This is a genomic window from Sphingobacterium sp. LRF_L2, assembly GCF_965644235.1.
GTDB lineage: Bacteria > Bacteroidota > Bacteroidia > Sphingobacteriales > Sphingobacteriaceae > Sphingobacterium.
Genome location: NZ_CBFFRI010000009.1, coordinates 258,343 through 276,975 on the forward strand (window position 1 = coordinate 258,343; position 18,633 = coordinate 276,975).

Here is an 18,633-nt window from a genome sequence, read left to right on the forward strand (position 1 = left end):
TTTTAATAAACCTATAAAACGAAATATTATTTTAAAATATCGCTTTTTTCTTTCACAAATAAATTCCACAACATAGTCAACCCCGCTACACTCGCTCTTTCAATGTTAATAGCGCGATCATTTTTAAAATAGAAAGTATTCACCTTAGTCTCCCGCAACCCGGCTACAGCTACACAAACCATACCGACGGGTTTAGTTTCGGTCGCACCGGTTGGTCCAGCAATACCACTTGTTGCAATAGCATAGTCGGTATTTAATCTTCTTTTTGCACCTTCCGCCATCGCCTTGACCGTAGCCTCACTGACAGCTCCATAGTCTTCCAATATAACTGCATCGACGCCTAAAACATCGGTCTTGACCTTATTAGCATAGGCCACTATAGCCCCCTCAAACATACGACTTGCACCAGCAACAGCAGTTAAACTCGCTGCAATTTGCCCTCCAGTACAGCTTTCTGCTGTAGCCACTTTCCTGCTTTCACGTGTGAATTCCCTCACAATAACTTCTTCAAAAGAGAGATCTTCCGTTACCACAACATGATCTTCCAAACGTTCGATGATTCGCTTTGCGAACTGCTGCGTTTCATTAATAATCGAATGTTTGTCTATTCCCTTTGCAGTCAATCTCAAACGGACTAACCCCAACTTGGGGAGATAAGCAAGTTTAATATAATCAGGCATTTCCTCTTCAATATCGGCAATCCGTCTAGCTAAATGAGATTCTCCGATACCTATTGTTAAAATATGCTCATTGTGAATAAATATACCTTGTGTTGTAGTAGTAAGAAATGGCAGCACCCTGTTTTCTATCAGGAATTTCATTTCAAAAGGTACTCCAGGTAAAAACGCATAATATCTGCCGTCCTTCTTAATGGCCATCCCAGGCGCAGTACCGACATCATTAAATAATACTTCTGCGCCGGCGAGAACGTCAGCTTGTTGTTTATTTATTTCCGGCATGTCTTTATGCCCAGAACGTTCAAACAAATGCTGGACATGGGACAAAACTTGGGGATCTCGTATTAAATGTGTCTGGAAATATTCCGCAATAGTTGTTTTTGTGACATCATCTTTTGTTGGCCCTAGACCACCTGTAACGATGATAACATCGGCTCTTCCCTCTGCATCTTTCAATGCGCCAACAATAGCTGGCTTTCTGTCGGCTATAGAAGAAATTTGAACAATAGGGATAGAGAGCGTTGCTAATCGCTGAGCAATCCATGCAGAGTTTGTATCTACGATCTGTCCATTCAGAATTTCGTCACCTATGGTAATAATTTCTGCTTGCATAAAAGGAAATTTAAAACGGGTACTAATAGCTGTAGTGACTTTCTCGTTTCGTTAACTTCAAGTCTTGTAATACGGAGGCTTTAGCACGAATGGTAATATTATAACTTTTATATTGTCCGAAAGGAGTCCATCCCATCGAAATATCCCAACAATGGAGATCCCGATAAATACTGAAACGTGTTAGGGAGAGTGCTTGATTTCGGAAATCATAGCCCGTATTGAACTGCACTTTCCATTTGGGAGTAACATTAAAATCGCCGTTCAAATTTACAGTTGCAGTAATGGTATTTAGCATCTGACGTGTTGTGCTGTTCCACGACTTACTATAGTTCATACTGAAAGATCCATTCAAATTCCATGGAATATTAAAATCAACAAATGCATTTGGATCTGTACTGATACGCGCCAATGCTTCAGCTTGCTCCTTCGTCATGTTAGGCATTTGATTCTTTAAGGAATCAATATTATTATTTCTGCTTTTATTGGCGTTGGGATTTAGACTATAATCAAAAGACAAACCGAAATTAGTAAGTCGGGCTAGTTTTCCATCTTGCAATGCGAATCGGTCTACACGTACGCCATTCTCGTTGACAACATATGGATCTAAAGTTCCGTTAAAATTTAGATTAATTTTTTCGTTGAATAATGCCGTACGTCCAGAGAAACTGATGGTAGATAACTTCAAAGAATCAGCCATGAAGTTGTAGTTCCCACTAAAGGTCAGACCCTGCAAAATTTTAATTTTCTTAAAACCTTTGCCTGTAGTATCATTCTCTGTTCTAACCTTCGCTTCAATATTATTATCGACGGAAAACCCTATACCCATGGACTTCCCTGCACTTGGAGTTCCATATATACCACTCTCGAAAATCGAATACTTTTCCAAAGTACCGCTTGAGTTTACAAATTCTCTATAGAATCCGTATCGAGCATCCGAAAAGTCCGGACGATAATTTAGATTGACAGAAGGCGTAATGACGTGGCGAATAGCTTCTACCTTTCCCATTTTCGGATACATCCCGTAGATTTTCGTAGAAAGACCAGAAGACATTGAATAGTCATATGCCCTAGAGAATCCCTGCACTGTATCGCGAACTTCTGAAAAACCATTTACCTCATTCACTAACCTTTTGCGGATAGTTTGTAAATACCAACGTTCGGTATAATTGACAGAAGTATTAAATTGGAAATATTTAAATGCATTTAAACTAAGGGCAATAGGAATACTATGCTGAAAACCATTTGTAAAATTATTCAAAGACTCCTTCTTAAATAATACAGAATCTCCTGTAGAGATGCTGTTACGACCTTGAAGACTATATCCAACGGTTATCCTTTGATACCATTTTTGTTCTCCAACGCGATTTTTGGAATCAAATGGATTAAATGTAGAGACGTTCAAACTAAAAGTAGGCAACTCCAAATCGACCTGTCCGGAAGTCATATCTTGACGATGGCTTAAACTCGAAGTGAAGTTTACTTTACCGTCTGCAAACACCTTTCCATAAGAAATGGAAGACGACATATTATTTCGGGTCAAGTCCTGAATACTATTTGCTTGATTGAAGCCCGTATTTTGAAAATATGAACTCGTACCGACATTGACAGAAGCTGAGAAAGATGTTCCCGGGTTTGCTTCCTGTCGCTGTGTATGATTCCAAGTTACATTAAAATCTTTATTGGTACCATAATTTGAAGTACCTTCTACTCCTGTTTTTGTGGCAGCATAACGGATATTAAATCCGCCGCTATATTTGTAATTTACCAGGTAATTTGTTTTAACATTCCCTTCCCAAGATCCCTTAGAATAGATACTAGCCCGTATCTCAGAATCCCAATAATCATTAAAAGCAAGATACCATCCTATATCACGTAAGGCGAATCCCCTGGTAGCATCCTCTCCAAAAGAAGGGAACAAAAATCCTGACGAGCGTTTATTTTGTCTTGGAAAAAAACCAAATGGGATGGCTAGAAATTTGATGGGAATATTCTCCACAACCAGATAAGAAGGACCGACGATAATATGTTTACCAGCCATCAACCCTTTTGTAAATTGTATACCAAAATGCGTATGTGGATATGGCAGATTACATGTACTGTACATACCTGTCTTTAGAGACAATTCATCGTACAAGTTTTTTCTTACAATCTTAGCTTGTATATAAGCACCATCTTGCTCGGTCATAATACCGTAGGTATTCCCCTCTCTAGTTTTGTAATCGTAAACCAGTGAGTCGACAGATTTCGGCGTATCTCCTGGAAAAATAACGACAGGTCGACCAACATACTTCCCATTATGGTCGACAACACCACTTGCAAAAAGTTCATTCGTATTCCGATCTAGACGTATATAATCCGCAGAGAGCTCAAACTCCTGATACTTTACTTTCGCTCCGTTGTACAAGTGAAGAATATTTTTATTAACTTGATTCCACGAAGAATCATTTGCTACAATTGTTACAACCGTCTCCAAGCCATCCTGATCTTTCATAACGACTGTATCTTTACCACCAGTAGCCTTTAAATGATTATTTGTGCTATCTGCTACAATTAAAGTAGTATCCTGAGCGTTAGAATTATTGGCTTGCGAAGGCTGAACGGCCTGTGCAAAAGAAGTGTAAACAACTATGCACAGCAACAAAATGGTAGAGAAAATACAAGTTAACGCCTTCAATGTTAAATATGAATGTTATTTTTGTTTTAATTTAAACTTTATTTCGGCAAAAATAGTCAAAAAACATTTAGAAAGCGTGACTAGCACCCACGATTAAAGAAAATAAATTTTACGCTATTTTTGTACCGTAAATTAACGAAGATATACTAGGATTTTATACACATGACGAGAAATTTAACAGTAAATTTAACAGTAAAGAAACTAAGTCTATTTGTTATAACGATTTTTACATTATGCCTTACCCTCTCCCTATCTCCCAAACAAGAACCACATAGCAGCATACAGCGTGTACGCACTATTGTACTAGACGCAGGACATGGGGGACATGACTATGGTGCTAGGGGAAGACAATCAAACGAGAAAGACGTTGCGCTAAGTGTTGCATTAAAATTGGGAAAGAAGCTAGAAGATGAGATTCCAGGGGTACGCGTGATATTTACCCGCAAAACCGATGTTTTCATTCCTCTATATGAAAGACCAGCAGTCGCGAACAATAATAAAGCGGATCTATTCATCTCTATACATTGTAACTCTGCGGACTCTGATAGACGTGTAAAAAACAAAAAAGGACGATACGTCACAACGACTGTAAAGAACCCTTCCGTCCGTGGCACTGAAACTTTCGTTTGTGGTTTTAATAGACTAGGAAGTCAAGATGTGGCTATCCGCGAAAACGCATCAATCCTTTTAGAAGAAAACTACAAAGAAAATTATGGTGGATTTGATCCAAAAGATCCGTCGAGTATGATTGTTTTTCAACTTATGAAAAATCAATATCGTAGAGAAAGTATCAAACTAGCCTCAAATATGCAAGATGAATATGTAAAATCATCAAGAGGTAACCGTGGAGTACAGGAGCTGTCGTTGGCGGTATTAGCAACAGCAGGAATGCCATCGGTACTAACGGAAATAGGTTTTATCAGTAGCCCTGATGAAGAAGATTATATGCTATCTAGTAACGGTCAAAATGAAATTGTAACAAATCTATTCAACGCAATAAAATCATACAAAACTGCCGTAGAACGATAAACTTTTAGTACATTAGTTTGTTGTAATTGCATAGGAAAATTAAACATTATTCAGGTCATATTTTGAAAATATCTAACGAAACAAAAGTAGGTATCATCACCGCAGCTGCTTTAGCATTATTATTTATAGGATATAACTTTCTAAAAGGAAACGATGTTTTCAGTAGTGAAAATGAGTTTTATACCGATTACGACAACGTAGATGGTCTAACAGTTTCGAAGCCTGTCGTTGTAAATGGCTACCAAATAGGTCGCGTGTCTAAAATGGATCTGCTAGAAAATGGGAAAATACGTACTCATTTCAAAATTAAGAATGAATACAATATCCCTTCAAATTCGGTTGCACGTATCGTAAGTGCAGATTTACTGGGAAGCAAAGCTATTGTATTCGAATTAGGGAATAGTACCACGATGGCAAAAGATGGAGATCCTCTTCTTTCTGATGTGCAAGCCAATCTCTTAGAAAAAGTAGAACCCCTGCAGAAAAAAGTAGAAAATCTAGTTGTTAAGTTAGATTCTGTCCTTTCTGCTGTGAACACCGCGCTAGACGATGAATTCCAGAGAGACTTTAAAAATAGTCTTCATAGTATTTCCATTTCTCTCAACAACATGGAGCGCATTACAAGTGATGTGGAGGGACTTATGGGATCTGAAAAAGTACGCTTAGCTAAAATTATGCAAAACTTAGAGTCCATCACAAATAACTTCAAGAATAATAACGATAAGATCAACAATATACTTGCCAACCTAGATAATTTGTCTGATGACCTCTCCAAAACAGAAATCAAAGCGACAATCGACAATGCTAACCGAGCTATGAAAGATGTACAAGAGATTACGACAAAGATCAACAATGGCGAAGGTTCAATAGGTTTATTGATAAATGATGAGAATTTATATAATAATCTGAATAGTGCTTCTTCAGAATTAGATGGATTGATAAAAGACGTCAAAGAACGACCTGGCAAATATATCCGCTTAAGTATTTTTGGAAAAAAAGACACGAAATAAAGCGATACATCTAAAAAATAAAAAGTCCATCAAATGATGGACTTTTTATTTTTTAGATTAGTTCTGATAGGCAACCAATCTACGACTAGACATAATGATACTACAAGGTTTCCTTTAACCATCTAAAAAATTCGCGCTGCCATACTTGTGCATTTTGTCCAGAAAGAACCCAATGATTTTCTTCTGGTAAATAGACTAATCTACTTTTTATATTTTTCAATTGTGCTGCCTGAAAAGCTTCCAAACCTTGCCCAATTGGCACACGAAAATCTTTCCCTCCCTGGAATATAAGAATAGGTGTATCCCACTTATCTACATAATTTATAGGGTTATAAGCTGTATATGTTTTTTCATTTCGCTTATCCCAATAAGGTCCACCAAGATCATAGTTGGCAAAAAACAGTTCCTCTGTAGTTCCATACCACGAAGTCATATCAAAAAGCCCACAATGCGATATTAAAGATTTAAACCGACCATTGTGTACACCTGCCAACATAAAGACAGAATACCCGCCATAACTAGCTCCTACCGCAGCTATTCGCTCCTTATCCACATAAGACTCCTTCGCTAAATCATCAATGGCAGAAAGGTAATCTTGTATTGCCTGACCTCCCCAATCTTTGCTTATGTCTTGATTCCATTTCACCCCCCAACCTGGCATTCCACGGCGATTTGGCAAAATGACAATGTAACCTTGAGCAGCCATTAATTGAAAATTCCAACGGAAAGAATAACCTAAAGTTGTTGCAGATTGCGGTCCTCCTTGGCAAAAGAGCAATGTTGGATATTTCTTTGTTGGATCGAAATCAGGCGGATATATCACCCACGAAAAAAGATCCGCTCCGTCAGAAGCTTTAGTAAAGCGTCCTTCTACTTTCGATTCTGCAAAACTCGCAAATGCTTTATCATTTACATTAGTAACAGCTATCAGAGATTTCTTCTTCAAGTTATAGACATAGATTTCCGCAGCATGTGTTAACGTTGTAGATGAAACAACCAAGCCATTTTCTACCTCTCCAATCAAATCGCCAATATCGAACAGTCCTTCACTCAATTGAGTAATTTTCGCTTCTGATTTCTTAGGATCTTTTGATATTTCAACAGAAAAAAGCTGTACCGTACCTTTCGTTGGCGCCGTAAAAAAAAGCTTCCGCCCATCTTTGCTCCATATATACGAATTCACTGTGCCATCCCACTTTTCTGTTAAATTAATTCGTGTTGAGGAATTTTTATCATAGACGATCAGATCATTTTTATCAGCTTCATATCCGTTAGTTTTCATGCTTAGCCATGCAAGTTTTCCGCCAACCGGACTATAGGATGGATTCGTATCGTAACCATCCATGCCCTGTGTGATATTCACAGTTGTTTTTGTCGCTAAGTCATATCGGTATATATCGGTATTGGTACTTTGTGCATACTCCTTACCAAATAATTTCTTACACACATAAAGAATAGCCTTACTATCTGGAGACCATGTAAAATCCTCAGCACCACCAAAAGGCATTTGTGGACTATAAAATGGCTCATCCTTCAATACGTCAATAGGCACTCCGATTTGGCCGTTGTCATATGAAGCAATAAAAGGATGATTAAAACGTCCGTCATTGAAAGTATCCCAATGCCTATAATCTAAATCATCATAAATATACACATTCGACTTTGGCAAATCTTCGTACTTGTCAACACTGTGGTACTTATTGATTAATACAGCCTTACTAAAAAGAATATATTTACCATCTGGCGATATTTTTACATTTTCTAGCCCGCCTTCAATGTCTGTTAATTGTTTTGATTCACCTCCAGAAATTGATTTTGACCATAATTGTCCTTTGAAAAGATAAACTACTATTCCATCCGCTCGGATCTGAACAACAGATTCTCCTCCTGCTTCGGTAGTGAATTGAATCGGTTCCTGTCCTCCATCAACAGGAGCTACAAAAAGATTTTTCTCAGACTTATTCTCTCCAAAAGAATAATTGGACACACCGTAAATCAAAAATTTACCATCTGAAGATAATCCCTCAGCAGATACTCGTCCCAGTTCCCATAACTTCTCTGGAGTTAACACATTTTTTTCCAAATGATATACCTTATTTTTTATCAATGCACGATTTACTCGCTGATCTCCTGTGTCCTGCGCAAAAGATTGAATAGTTGCGAGCAAAGCACAAGCCAATATAGAAACTTTATTCATACAATTGTTGTTTTATCCTGTGCAAGTTAATAAATGTAACGCCTATACAGAAATCACCGACCTCGGAGAATCAGAAACAACGTAATCCATAAGCGTATTCGAAACAGAAATAACGAGATATCCATATCACTTTGATTTTATTTCGAATTGACTCCATTGAACTTTCGTAGAGAGTTTCATAAGAACAGCCAAAGTAACAAAAATTCCCACTGTACCTACCAGAAGCGATAAATCCTGTAATTGCATCAATAGATATATAAAAGAATAAAATAAAAGAAGTAATGCACTGAATAGGTAAATCATCTTTTTGTTTCGTGTTATTGCGTAGACAAAAGAGGTTATCAATGTAATCGTTGCTAATCCAGCTATAAAGTAAGCCCCATCAAAACCTACATGTTCACCAACGGCCAATAGCAAAGAATAAAACAAGATCATACCGCAACCTATCAAAACATATTGTATAAAATGAATACGTTGTTTCTTCAGAATCTCTGTAAAAAATAACGCTGTGAAAGTCAATAATATCATCAATACTCCGTATTTAGCAACACGAGTTGTTTTTTGGTAGTTGTTCACCGATTCTAAAAAATTAACTTGTATCATATCTTTTTGCGTAGACAATTGTCCTAAAGACAATGGTGAACCATCCTTAACTGGCACTGTTGCTGCTACAGTAGATGCCTCCATATTCCCTTCGTCCCAATCGCTATTAACGATATCATACAACTTCGTCTTAATCCCGGTCCACTGTTGTGGAAATTTCCGGCTAAAGCCTGAGATACGCCAACTTGCTTCAAAAGATGTGTCGCGAACCGTTCTATGTTCTGGAAGGAAACCACCATCGAAACTAGGATTAGCCCAAGCCCCAGAAATAGTCATTGCCGTTTCCTCCGCGGTGGGAAAAATATATAGAGATTTCGAGCCACGAACGTCAATCTCAACATCAAAAGCAAAGCGAGTCGACTTTGAAGACAAATCAACATCAACAACCATCGTTTCTTCAAACAAATTGAGATCACTATCACTTACTCTAAAAGATAAATCCCCCTCCTTTCTTTTCAATTTAGGTGCTGTTTTCAAACCTTTAAGATCGCTAAGTCCTACAAGTAATTTCGCGCTCTCCCATTGTAAATCTTCCGACTTTATTTCCAGTTTAGAAAAGTCTACATCACTAAAGTCTCCCTTAATCCCCAGTTTCGAGTTATATACAACCGTTTGGTAAATACCTCGCTTTAGCAAACGTGGATTAACTTCAGAGTGAATTGACATATCCTAGCGGCCAGAAACAAATAATCCTTTTCATACGATGTTTCTACTTTTGGTTTTCCTTTATCATCCGTTGTATTAATTATTTTATTAAATAAGTACGGAATACATAGCACGGGGCCAGAAACAACCTGTGCTTCTCCCCACTTACTTGCTATTTCAGCAGTTACCGTTCGCTGCCGATCACTTCGTTCTACAATCAACTCATTTACCCAATTCATCGGAATCAAGAGTAAAAGGAGTAATATAAACATGATCAATATCCGTAAAGCAACTGAGCTGAGTAATTTTTCTAGGGCGGATGGGCTTACCTCATTTTGAGGATTATTTGTTTGATTCGAATTTTCCATTTTTATTTATTTTGACAAGGTATACTGTAATACGTGCGAATGCATTAGCATTCCTTTTAAGGTTTCAAGGGAATAGTCCAAAAGATATCTAAACTCTAAAGCATAAAATGGTTGGCATTGTTTCCCTTTGCGAAATGAGGCTAAAAAATATTTGAAATGCTCAGGATAAAGCATTGAGCCAATAAAAACCATGGCGAACAGATACAAACTCCGCTTCCCATTCCCGAGTAACAAATACTGCATAGCAATCTCATCTTTGATGTCAGTACCAATTCCCGTCAATACATGAAAAGCATCATGGTTTTCGAGTTTAGGCATAATATCAAACCCATTTTCTTTATAAAATTCACCTAATGCATGTCCCAGACTACCTCGCTCAAATTCCAATAAATCTGATTTTTTAAGCCCCCATGGTTGCTTATTCCATTTGAATAGGTGGGCGTAGACACGAGATGACCATTCATATAAACGAATCATCACTATCAATCTCATTTTCTCCATATTATGTAATAAAAAGTACTTTGAATTTCAAAGTTGTAAAACAAAAAAATTATTTATACTGTTGTCTTATTAAATTTTCCAGTGCTTTAACGTGATTTTCAAAGGCTTTCTTCCCTTTTTCAGTTCTCTTATAGCGTGTATTTGGTTTACGGTCTACAAAACTTTTTTCGACACTTATATATCCTTCCTTTTCCAATGTCTTAAGATTTGACGCCAAATTCCCATCAGTCAATTCCAGTAGATCTTTTAATGAACTAAAGTCATATTCTTCATTTGCCATCAATACACTCATTACTTGCAAACGAATTCTGTTTTCAAAAACTTTATCATACAACGAAAAATCCAACGCCACTTTTATTCGTATTTCTTATAAACAATAAAACCATAAATAATATGCAAAAAGCCAAATCCCATCACCCAGAACCAGAGGCCATATCCTGGAAAAGACAATGCAAATATGCCAAGCATAATCTCCAAAAGCCCCAGCCACCTTACTTCTTTAAATGTATAAACGCCACCGGCGGTGAGCGCCAATCCGTAAAAAATCAATAAGCTAGACGCAATAAGATCGTAATATCCCTTTGCTATAAAAAGCGAAGATAACAATCCTCCTGTCAACAAAGGTACCACCATGGCAAACAGTAAAGACTTACTCGTCGAATTCCACACCGATTGTTTAACGCGCTTGGCCTTGCGTATTGCCATTACAATACCTGTCAGCAGAGAAACAAGCAAAACGGTAAGAGCGATTAAAATTAAATAAGACAATACATCTTGATCCAAAACATAATGATCTCTGTAATCTAATCCGCTTTCAAAACCATATACTTTAACATATGCCAGTGAAGCTCCTATCAATGCATAAACACCAATAAGAACACCAGAAAGCCCAGAAATCGAAACGAATTTTGAGGATCTTTCCATCATAGACTTAATGTCGCCTATTTCTCTAAGTAAATCTTTCTGATTCATAAAAGTACTTTGAGTTTCAAAGTAAATGAATATAAAAGACTTATGCAAGAGGAAAAAAAAATTAATATTTTTTTAAAAATAAATTCAAAAAAGACTTGCAAGATATCGTTTAGCTTTCTATCTTTGTGCCACAATAAAAGTCCTAATAACTGCGGAAGTGGCGTAATTGGTAGCCGCACCAGACTTAGGATCTGGCGCCGCAAGGCGTGGGGGTTCGAGTCCCTTCTTCCGCACTTGATGTCCTCCCGAACTTAATAACTCGGGAGGATTTTTTTTGTAAAATGCGTAAAAGCGAAACGAGAGTATGAATATTTCACACCAAAAAGTTGACGACGTCAACGCAAACATTAAGGTAGAATTAGCGCCTGAAGACTATAACCCTTCAGTAGATAAAGCCATCAAAGAACAAGCAAAAAAAGCTAAATTACCTGGCTTCCGTCCTGGTATGGTGCCTACAGGTCACATCAGACGTACATACGGAAAAGCTATTTTATTTGACGAGATCAATAAGGTAGTAAACGACAAAATCGCGGAATACATTGGTGATAACAAATTAGAAGTTCTAGGACAACCATTACCTTTAGATAGCGATGCTGATGCACAATACAACTGGGATTTCAAAGATACATTCTCTTTTACTTATGAAATTGGTTTAGCTCCCGAATTTGCAATTCCTTTCACAAAAGAAACTGCTTTTACGGCATATGATATCAAAGCTGATGAGGAAACATTAGCGGAACGTATTAAAAACTTACGCCGCAGCTATGGCAAAATGACTAACCCAGAAGTATCTGAGGAAGGTGATGTGTTATATGCTACCCTAAAACAAGATAAAGAAGAAGGACTGGAGCAAACAGCTTCTGTACGTACGGATATCATTGAAGATGCAAAGATTAAGAAGTCTTTAGTAGGCTTGAAAAAAGACGATTCAGTGAAAATTGACGTTAAAAAAGCTTTCAAAGTTGCTGATTTAGCTCGTATCTTAAGCATTACAGAGGAAGAAGCTACAGCTTTAGATGTTACGAAATTCGAATTAACGGTTAAAAACATCAACCGTTTGGAAGAGTCTGATCTAAACCAAGAATTTTTCGACAAATTATTCCCTGCTGGTGAAGTAACAAAAGAAGAAGAATTTAAGGCAAAAGTAAAAGAAGAAGTCGAGAACTTATTCAAACAAAATGCGGATCAAAAACTACGTAACGATATGTATACTTTCGGTATGGATAAAGTAGACGTGCAGTTTCCAGAAGCATTCTTGAAGAAATGGTTAAAAGCAACAAATCCAAATATTTCTGATGAAGAATTAGAAGAAGGTTTTGCTGATTTCTTGAGTAATTTGAAGTGGACAATCATTGAAAACCGTGTTGTCACTGCAAATTCTTTAGAAGTAAAATATGATGAAGTAATCAATCTAGCTAAAGAACGTATTTACGCTCAAATCAAGATGTACAACATCAATGAAGAGCCGACAGATGAGCAACTTAATCAATTTGCTGTTCAATTGCTACAAGATAGAGAACAAGCAAATCGTCTTTTCGAAGAAGCAAAGGCATTAAAAGTCTTTGAATATCTAAAAGAAAATGTAACATTGAATGCGGAAGAAATTCAATATCTTGATTTCGAAAAACTAGAGAAATAGTCTTTAGTAATAGATAGAACAATACACAAAGGCTACCTCAAAAGGGTAGCCTTTGTGCTAAACAAACTTTGCCATTAGGAGAAATACAAATACAGTTTAATCATTTGATATCATATGCTGCAAATTAGGAAAGCCACACTCGCAGATGCCTATTCCATAGCACCGCTCATGCTCATGGCAATGGAGGAAATCACATATCACTTCATAGGCGAAAGAAATCAAATAAAAGCCTTAGAATTTCTACGTTATCATATCGCTTTACCAAATAATCAATACTCTTATGAACACATTTTTGTAGTAGAAGAAAGTGGAGAGATCATCGGACAACTTTGTTTATATCCTGGTCACAAACTCCCGTTATTACAAGAACCTGTATTGTCCTATCTAGAAACAAAATTGCAGAGAAGCTTATCGTTGCCAGCGGAAACACAAGCCGGTGAAATTTACATCGACAGTATAGCAATTTCCAACAAAGCACAAGGAAGGGGTATCGGAAAAATGCTCTTACTATATGTTATTGATATCTTTGTAAAAAAAGATAAGCAAATTTTAGGACTATTAGTGGATAAAGAAAACCAAAAAGCAACAAGTCTTTACATCAGTTTAGGTTTCAAGCCTATCGATACTGTCTATTTATTCAACAAAGAGTTTCAACATTTGCAGCACCAATCTTAAAATATTTCCTATTCAAAAGTTACTTCTAAAATCGTACATTGTAGCCCAAAGAAAATCTACCAAAGGGGAATTTTCTATTAAAATCCGGATATTGTTCATCTTCAAAATGCCCTTCCAAGGAAAAATATCCAGAACTGAAATTCAACGAGAAGTTTTTTATTACACGTAAACTCGCTTCTAAACTTGCAGCGTGAAGAATATAGTAAGATTCATTACCACTTATGGTAAAAAAAATACCACCATTGTAATCGCCTGTAATCAATAATCTATTTAACAAACTTAATTCCCCTCGATATCGGTAGCTAGCTCCAGATCCATAATTATAGTTTCTACTTGCACCATATAATAAATAAGGATCTGGAACCGCAGCCAATAGTACAGCGCCAATCCCTAGACTCATGACTAGCCGATTTGTCTTCTTATAATTAAATGTAGAATTCCAACTGTAATTTAAGCTTTGAGCTCCATAAAAAAAGGCATCATTATTATAGAAATCATAGTTTGCACTCAGCACACCATGATGAATTCCTTTCCCTCTTTCGAAGAATTTATTCCCATAAAGCAAAGCATGTACGTTAACAGCATTAATAAAAGAACTATCGCCCCTACCAACTTCAAGATTGACATAAAATTGATCGAAAGGTCTTTTGATATTATCAACACCATTACTATACCACAATCGCAAACGCCCGTAAGAACCGTTCTTTCCCTTTTCTAGCAACCCTCCCTCCTGAGCATCGAATCTCCTAACGCCCAGATTAACTTCCGCCCAAACAGAAGAAGAATCTGCCGCGTTGTAGCTATCGGCTTTCCCCCATTTTCCATCAATCAGTCGGTTCAGTCCATTAACAGGGTTCACAAAAAAAGCCCCAATTTCATTAGAAACCAACGTCGTCCGATTGCGTGCAGCTTTTCCTAAAATATGTCGAGAGAGCCTATGTGTCATTTCTCCAAGAACGATCCCTCCAAACGTTGTGTTAACCAAATCATTAATAGATGGATGTTGGGTCTCTCCTGCCGTTTCCCAAATATAACTTCCCGCAAATGTTGCTATACTGGACTCGTAAAAATTGTATCCATTGCTACGAAAAGCATTGAAGTATAATTGCCCATGATAAGGATGATCGATCTGATTAGTCGTAAATTGATTATCATCCCAATCCCATGCAGAAATTCGTTGATGGTCGATAAAATTTTTAAACGAAATATAAGAATATGGATCTTCAGTAATAAACCGATTAAATAGAGCCGGAAAAGCTTGGGTTAAAAACCATTCCGAGCTAGCTCGAAAAAATTTCTTATCCCGTTTAGGTTCCGCTGGAAAGTTCTTGATACGATTTACAGTATTTGTATTGAAAAAATTTTCTGTCTTTCCATTATAATTCCATTGACTTCCCTTATTTATAATGACAGATGTATCAATACCCTGAGCATATACGCCTACGTAAAAAAATAAATTCAACAACCAAAAACAGACCTGTAACCTCATCGTAAACGAAGGAATTTTGATATTACTTAATTTGGAAAATGATTAAATACTTCCATATATTGCTACTTACCAACCCGAGCATTACGCTGCTCCTCGACATAAATATGCAGAGGTACTTTCCTTTGAACATAATCAAAGAAATACAAATTCAATTCTGTATCGACCAGTATATAATACGAGATAAAATCTCCTATGGGTCCAATAACATAATAAGGAAAAACTTTAGACGGACGCTCTATAATTTTAAATGCTTTAGCATTTAAAGACCGTTCAATTAAATATTTCGTATCTAAATCGTTGTGTACAGTATCCAGTATCTGTTTGTCAAAATTGTCAACGATAGGATAAACTTCAGGATAATATAATGAATCTTCACCAAAACGTACGGTATTTTCATTTAGGGGTACTTCAGTTCCTTCTACAATTTCTCCCTTCTTACTTAATACCGTTCTTTTATATTCTTTATCGGGATCTGCTGCAATAGACCAATTTTCTCCTCCAGCCATCATCTTACGTTTTACACCCTGATACGCTTCAACATAACCATCATTTAACGGTGTTAGAAAGTCATATAAAGCGGGTATGAGTATCTTTCCATAAGGATGTACCAATCCCATCTTACCCGTGTTGATATCGACAAAACGTCTAGCTCCCTCTTCTATGTAATCCGCTCCGTTGTCAAAAAAGAAAGGATGATACAACACTTTCCCTTCCCTATCAAAGGTTGTATTGTACGTATACCCCACGCGGATGGAGTCGAAAGTAAACTTCGCCGATTGCGGTAAACCATAAAAATCTATAATTGAATCTTTAATTTCCGATCCGGCATCCCATTGACCGATAACAGGATATTGCGCAGGTACTACAATTGCTCCATTTTGGTCTTTTATCCCTTGAAATGAGCTATCAGCTGTAACAAACAAATACAAGGCGCGATTTTGCCCATATATGTTAATCAACAAACTACAAAATATACATAGTATTAAAAAGCGTTTCATAGACTTTCGTTAAAATACGAACTGTTTTAAAAATAAAAAATAAAACTTCATTGCTTCTATTTTGTTTATATCAACAGTGTAGCATAACATAATAAATCAATGAAAAGCATATTTGTTTTAGTTTTTATCAGTTGTATAATCCCTGTATTATACAGCCAACCCATCGATCTAAAAGGTGCATTCACATCAAAAGAAGGAAACACAGAACATCTTTGGCTATTTATCGACGGATATTGCTCGCAAACTACCTACACCGAAAAATCTTATGTATCGACTTTTGGAGGACCTTTTACTTATACAAATGGTCAACTCGAACTACATGTTGAATATGCCGATGCAGACAGTAATCAAGTTGGCAAAACGTACAGTCTACCTCTAAAAGCAGTTGGCAATAATTTTGAACAAGCCAATGGCCTTATTTGGAATAAGGTTCCTCATCATCCCCAAGAATTAGATGGTACTTGGCGCATAAGCGGTCGTAAACAACAAGACCATATCGAATCCATTTCTAAAGGATCGAGGAAGACAATAAAACTTCTGGTTGACGGTTATTTTCAATGGATAGCCATCAACCCTGCTACAAAAGGATTCTACGGAACTGGTGGTGGTAAATATATCTTCAACAATGGAAGCTACAAAGAATACCTCTTATTCTTTTCTCGAGACAATACACGGATTGGATCAGATCTAACGTTCAATGGAAAAATAGAAAACAGTCAATGGCACCACAGTGGTTTGAGTTCAAAGGGTGCCCCAATTTACGAGATCTGGAGTAGAGATCCTTATTAGTCTCTATATCTATTTATTATAGTAATAAAGTGATTAACCAAAAAGATCAGAACTTAAGTACCTATCACCTCGATCACAAGCAATAAACACAATAACCCCTTCGTCCAACTCATCCGCTAATTGCAATGCCGCATGAAATGCTCCTCCAGTACTCATTCCTGCGAATATACCGGCTTTTTTCACTAGATCTCTTGCTCGTTTTGTTGCATCACTTTGTGCGATATCTATAACACGGTCAACACGGGAAACATCAAAAATCTTAGGTAGATACTCCTCTGGCCAACGACGAATTCCCGGAATCGACGATTCTTCAGTTGGTTGACAACCCACAATTTGGATGTCCGCATTTTTTTCTTTGAGAAACATAGAACAGCCCATAATAGTACCAGTAGTCCCCATAGCACTCACAAAGTGTGTAATACCGCCATCGGTATCACGCCAGATCTCAGGTCCGGTAGTTTTAATATGTGCTCGATAATTATCGGGATTGGAAAATTGGTTGAGAATAAAATATGCTCCGCTAGCCGCCTTTTCCTCCGCATAATCCCTACATATTTCCATACTTTCGAGCAATGTGACCTTTGCACCATAGGCTTCCATAGTCAATGTTCTCTCACGCGTGGAAGTCGAAGGCATGACCAATTCTAAATCTAAACCATACAACCCAGCAATCATGGCTAGTGCAATCCCTGTATTACCCGAAGTAGCTTCTATCAGTTTCGTCTCTTTTGAAATTTCACCCCTTTCTAATGCTGAACGAATCATATTTAATGCTGCCCGATCTTTGACCGATCCCGCAGGATTATTGCCTTCCATTTTGGCTAAAATCTTAACCTTAGGGTTATTATGAAAACCTTGGATTTCGACCAGAGGTGTATTACCGATAGTGTCTATTAAGTTTGCCATTACACAAGAGGTTTAGTGTCTATAAATTTAGAATTGGGTTGATGATAAACAGTGGTATAAGGATCAACACTAGACGTCAACCACACATTTCCGCCTATGATGGAGTGATGACCAATGACGGTTTGTCCTCCTAGAATAGTCGCTCCAGCATATATAATAACATCATCTTCAATAATTGGATGACGTTGTGTATTCGCCATATCTTTTTCTACACTTAAGGCCCCCAACGTCACACCCTGATAAAGTTTCACATTATTTCCTATAATACAAGTTTCGCCAATGACCAATCCCGTTCCATGATCTATGTAGAGATATCTTCCTATTCGGGCTCCTGGATGGATATCTATTCCTGTTTTAGAATGCGCATGCTCCGTCAAAATACGAGGAATCAAAGGAACCTGTTCTTGCCACAATTGATGTGCAATCCTGTAGACACAAATCGCCGTAAAACCCGGATAGGTGCGAATAACCTCACGTAAACTCCGAGCTGCGGGATCGCCATTCATGATAGCTTGGGCATCCGTCAACATTATCTCATAAATAACAGGAAGTTCTTCAAAAAAGAGGCGAGCAATTCGTTTATTATCGCAATGTGAACATGCCTTTGTTTTTTGCAATAACTCAAGCAATTCTTCTTCGGCCTCCTCAAAAGCTTTACGTACGTCCTCCACATTTTGGAAATTAGATGAACTACGCTCCGGAAATAACAAATGGAGCACATGCATCGCCCAATCGGCAATTCGTGTATTGCTCGGCATATCTTGTACCTCTAGCTGCTTTTGATAAATATGTTGGTAAAAATTATCCATTTTTCTTTCTCTCGATGCGTCAAATTTAAGATTACTATTT

17 protein-coding genes and 1 tRNA gene are annotated in these 18,633 nt (G+C 37.3%); 6 read left to right on the forward strand and 12 right to left on the reverse strand.

Going from position 1 to position 18,633, the window contains the following annotated elements; translation table 11 throughout:
- Positions 1-26: 26 nt before the first annotated feature.
- Positions 27-1,289, reverse strand: a complete 1,263-nt coding sequence (locus ACSZOX_RS18580) for a competence/damage-inducible protein A (protein WP_437921686.1) — start codon at positions 1,287-1,289, stop codon at positions 27-29.
- Between the two features lie 22 nt (positions 1,290-1,311).
- Positions 1,312-3,963, reverse strand: coding sequence for a putative LPS assembly protein LptD (locus tag ACSZOX_RS18585; protein WP_437921687.1), 2,652 nt, complete (start codon positions 3,961-3,963; stop codon positions 1,312-1,314).
- A 162-nt stretch (positions 3,964-4,125) separates the two neighbouring features.
- Between ACSZOX_RS18585 and ACSZOX_RS18590 the strand changes: the two genes are divergently transcribed.
- Both ACSZOX_RS18590 and ACSZOX_RS18595 read left to right on the forward strand, forming a co-directional pair.
- Positions 4,126-4,992 carry an N-acetylmuramoyl-L-alanine amidase family protein gene (locus tag ACSZOX_RS18590; protein WP_437921688.1) on the forward strand — a complete coding sequence of 289 codons (867 nt, stop codon included), beginning with the start codon at positions 4,126-4,128 and terminating at the stop codon, positions 4,990-4,992.
- A gap of 62 nt (positions 4,993-5,054) precedes the next feature.
- On the forward strand, positions 5,055-6,002 hold the full coding sequence (locus ACSZOX_RS18595; protein ID WP_437921689.1) for an MlaD family protein: 948 nt from the start codon (positions 5,055-5,057) through the stop codon (positions 6,000-6,002).
- A gap of 100 nt (positions 6,003-6,102) precedes the next feature.
- Here ACSZOX_RS18595 and ACSZOX_RS18600 read toward each other — a convergent pair whose 3' ends face one another.
- The 6 genes from ACSZOX_RS18600 to ACSZOX_RS18625 form a co-directional block, all read right to left on the reverse strand.
- Positions 6,103-8,199, reverse strand: coding sequence for a S9 family peptidase (locus tag ACSZOX_RS18600; RefSeq protein WP_437921690.1), 2,097 nt, complete (start codon positions 8,197-8,199; stop codon positions 6,103-6,105).
- Between the two features lie 126 nt (positions 8,200-8,325).
- A complete protein-coding gene (gene creD, locus ACSZOX_RS18605) occupies positions 8,326-9,468 on the reverse strand; it encodes a cell envelope integrity protein CreD (RefSeq protein WP_437921691.1) in 1,143 nt (380 codons plus the stop codon).
- Positions 9,432-9,815: an inner membrane CreD family protein gene (locus tag ACSZOX_RS18610; RefSeq protein WP_437921692.1), complete on the reverse strand. Its 384-nt coding sequence runs from the start codon at positions 9,813-9,815 to the stop codon at positions 9,432-9,434. Before ACSZOX_RS18610 ends, creD begins: the two co-directional genes overlap by 37 nt.
- Positions 9,816-9,821: 6 nt before the next feature.
- Positions 9,822-10,316, reverse strand: coding sequence for a Coq4 family protein (locus ACSZOX_RS18615; RefSeq protein WP_437921693.1), 495 nt, complete (start codon positions 10,314-10,316; stop codon positions 9,822-9,824).
- 49 nt (positions 10,317-10,365) lie between these two features.
- Positions 10,366-10,674, reverse strand: a complete 309-nt coding sequence (locus tag ACSZOX_RS18620) for a winged helix-turn-helix domain-containing protein (RefSeq protein WP_437921725.1) — start codon at positions 10,672-10,674, stop codon at positions 10,366-10,368.
- On the reverse strand, positions 10,671-11,288 hold the full coding sequence (locus ACSZOX_RS18625) for a hypothetical protein (protein ID WP_437921694.1): 618 nt from the start codon (positions 11,286-11,288) through the stop codon (positions 10,671-10,673). The genes ACSZOX_RS18620 and ACSZOX_RS18625 overlap by 4 nt, the downstream gene beginning before the upstream one ends.
- A gap of 151 nt (positions 11,289-11,439) precedes the next feature.
- On the opposite strand from ACSZOX_RS18625, the gene ACSZOX_RS18630 reads away from it, so the two are divergent.
- From ACSZOX_RS18630 to ACSZOX_RS18640, 3 genes are all read left to right on the forward strand, one after another.
- Positions 11,440-11,521 (forward strand) — tRNA-Leu (locus tag ACSZOX_RS18630).
- A 71-nt stretch (positions 11,522-11,592) separates the two neighbouring features.
- On the forward strand, positions 11,593-12,927 hold the full coding sequence (locus ACSZOX_RS18635; protein ID WP_437921695.1) for a trigger factor: 1,335 nt from the start codon (positions 11,593-11,595) through the stop codon (positions 12,925-12,927).
- Between the two features lie 114 nt (positions 12,928-13,041).
- On the forward strand, positions 13,042-13,602 hold the full coding sequence (locus tag ACSZOX_RS18640; RefSeq protein WP_437921696.1) for an N-acetyltransferase family protein: 561 nt from the start codon (positions 13,042-13,044) through the stop codon (positions 13,600-13,602).
- A 25-nt stretch (positions 13,603-13,627) separates the two neighbouring features.
- Here ACSZOX_RS18640 and ACSZOX_RS18645 read toward each other — a convergent pair whose 3' ends face one another.
- Entirely contained in the window at positions 13,628-15,091 is a 1,464-nt protein-coding gene (locus ACSZOX_RS18645) for a DUF3943 domain-containing protein (protein ID WP_437921697.1), read from the reverse strand.
- A gap of 62 nt (positions 15,092-15,153) precedes the next feature.
- Positions 15,154-16,089 carry a WG repeat-containing protein gene (locus ACSZOX_RS18650; RefSeq protein WP_437921698.1) on the reverse strand — a complete coding sequence of 312 codons (936 nt, stop codon included), beginning with the start codon at positions 16,087-16,089 and terminating at the stop codon, positions 15,154-15,156.
- A gap of 99 nt (positions 16,090-16,188) precedes the next feature.
- Between ACSZOX_RS18650 and ACSZOX_RS18655 the strand changes: the two genes are divergently transcribed.
- Positions 16,189-16,878 (forward strand): hypothetical protein, encoded by a 690-nt coding sequence (locus ACSZOX_RS18655; protein ID WP_437921699.1) that lies wholly within the window; start codon positions 16,189-16,191, stop codon positions 16,876-16,878.
- Between the two features lie 33 nt (positions 16,879-16,911).
- Here ACSZOX_RS18655 and cysM read toward each other — a convergent pair whose 3' ends face one another.
- Both cysM and epsC read right to left on the reverse strand, forming a co-directional pair.
- The gene (gene cysM / locus ACSZOX_RS18660) at positions 16,912-17,784 is read right to left on the reverse strand and encodes a cysteine synthase CysM (protein ID WP_437921700.1); all 873 of its coding nucleotides are present in this window, start codon (positions 17,782-17,784) and stop codon (positions 16,912-16,914) included.
- The gene (epsC, locus tag ACSZOX_RS18665) at positions 17,784-18,593 is read right to left on the reverse strand and encodes a serine O-acetyltransferase EpsC (protein WP_437921701.1); all 810 of its coding nucleotides are present in this window, start codon (positions 18,591-18,593) and stop codon (positions 17,784-17,786) included. Before epsC ends, cysM begins: the two co-directional genes overlap by 1 nt.
- Between the last annotated feature and the right edge of the window lie 40 nt (positions 18,594-18,633).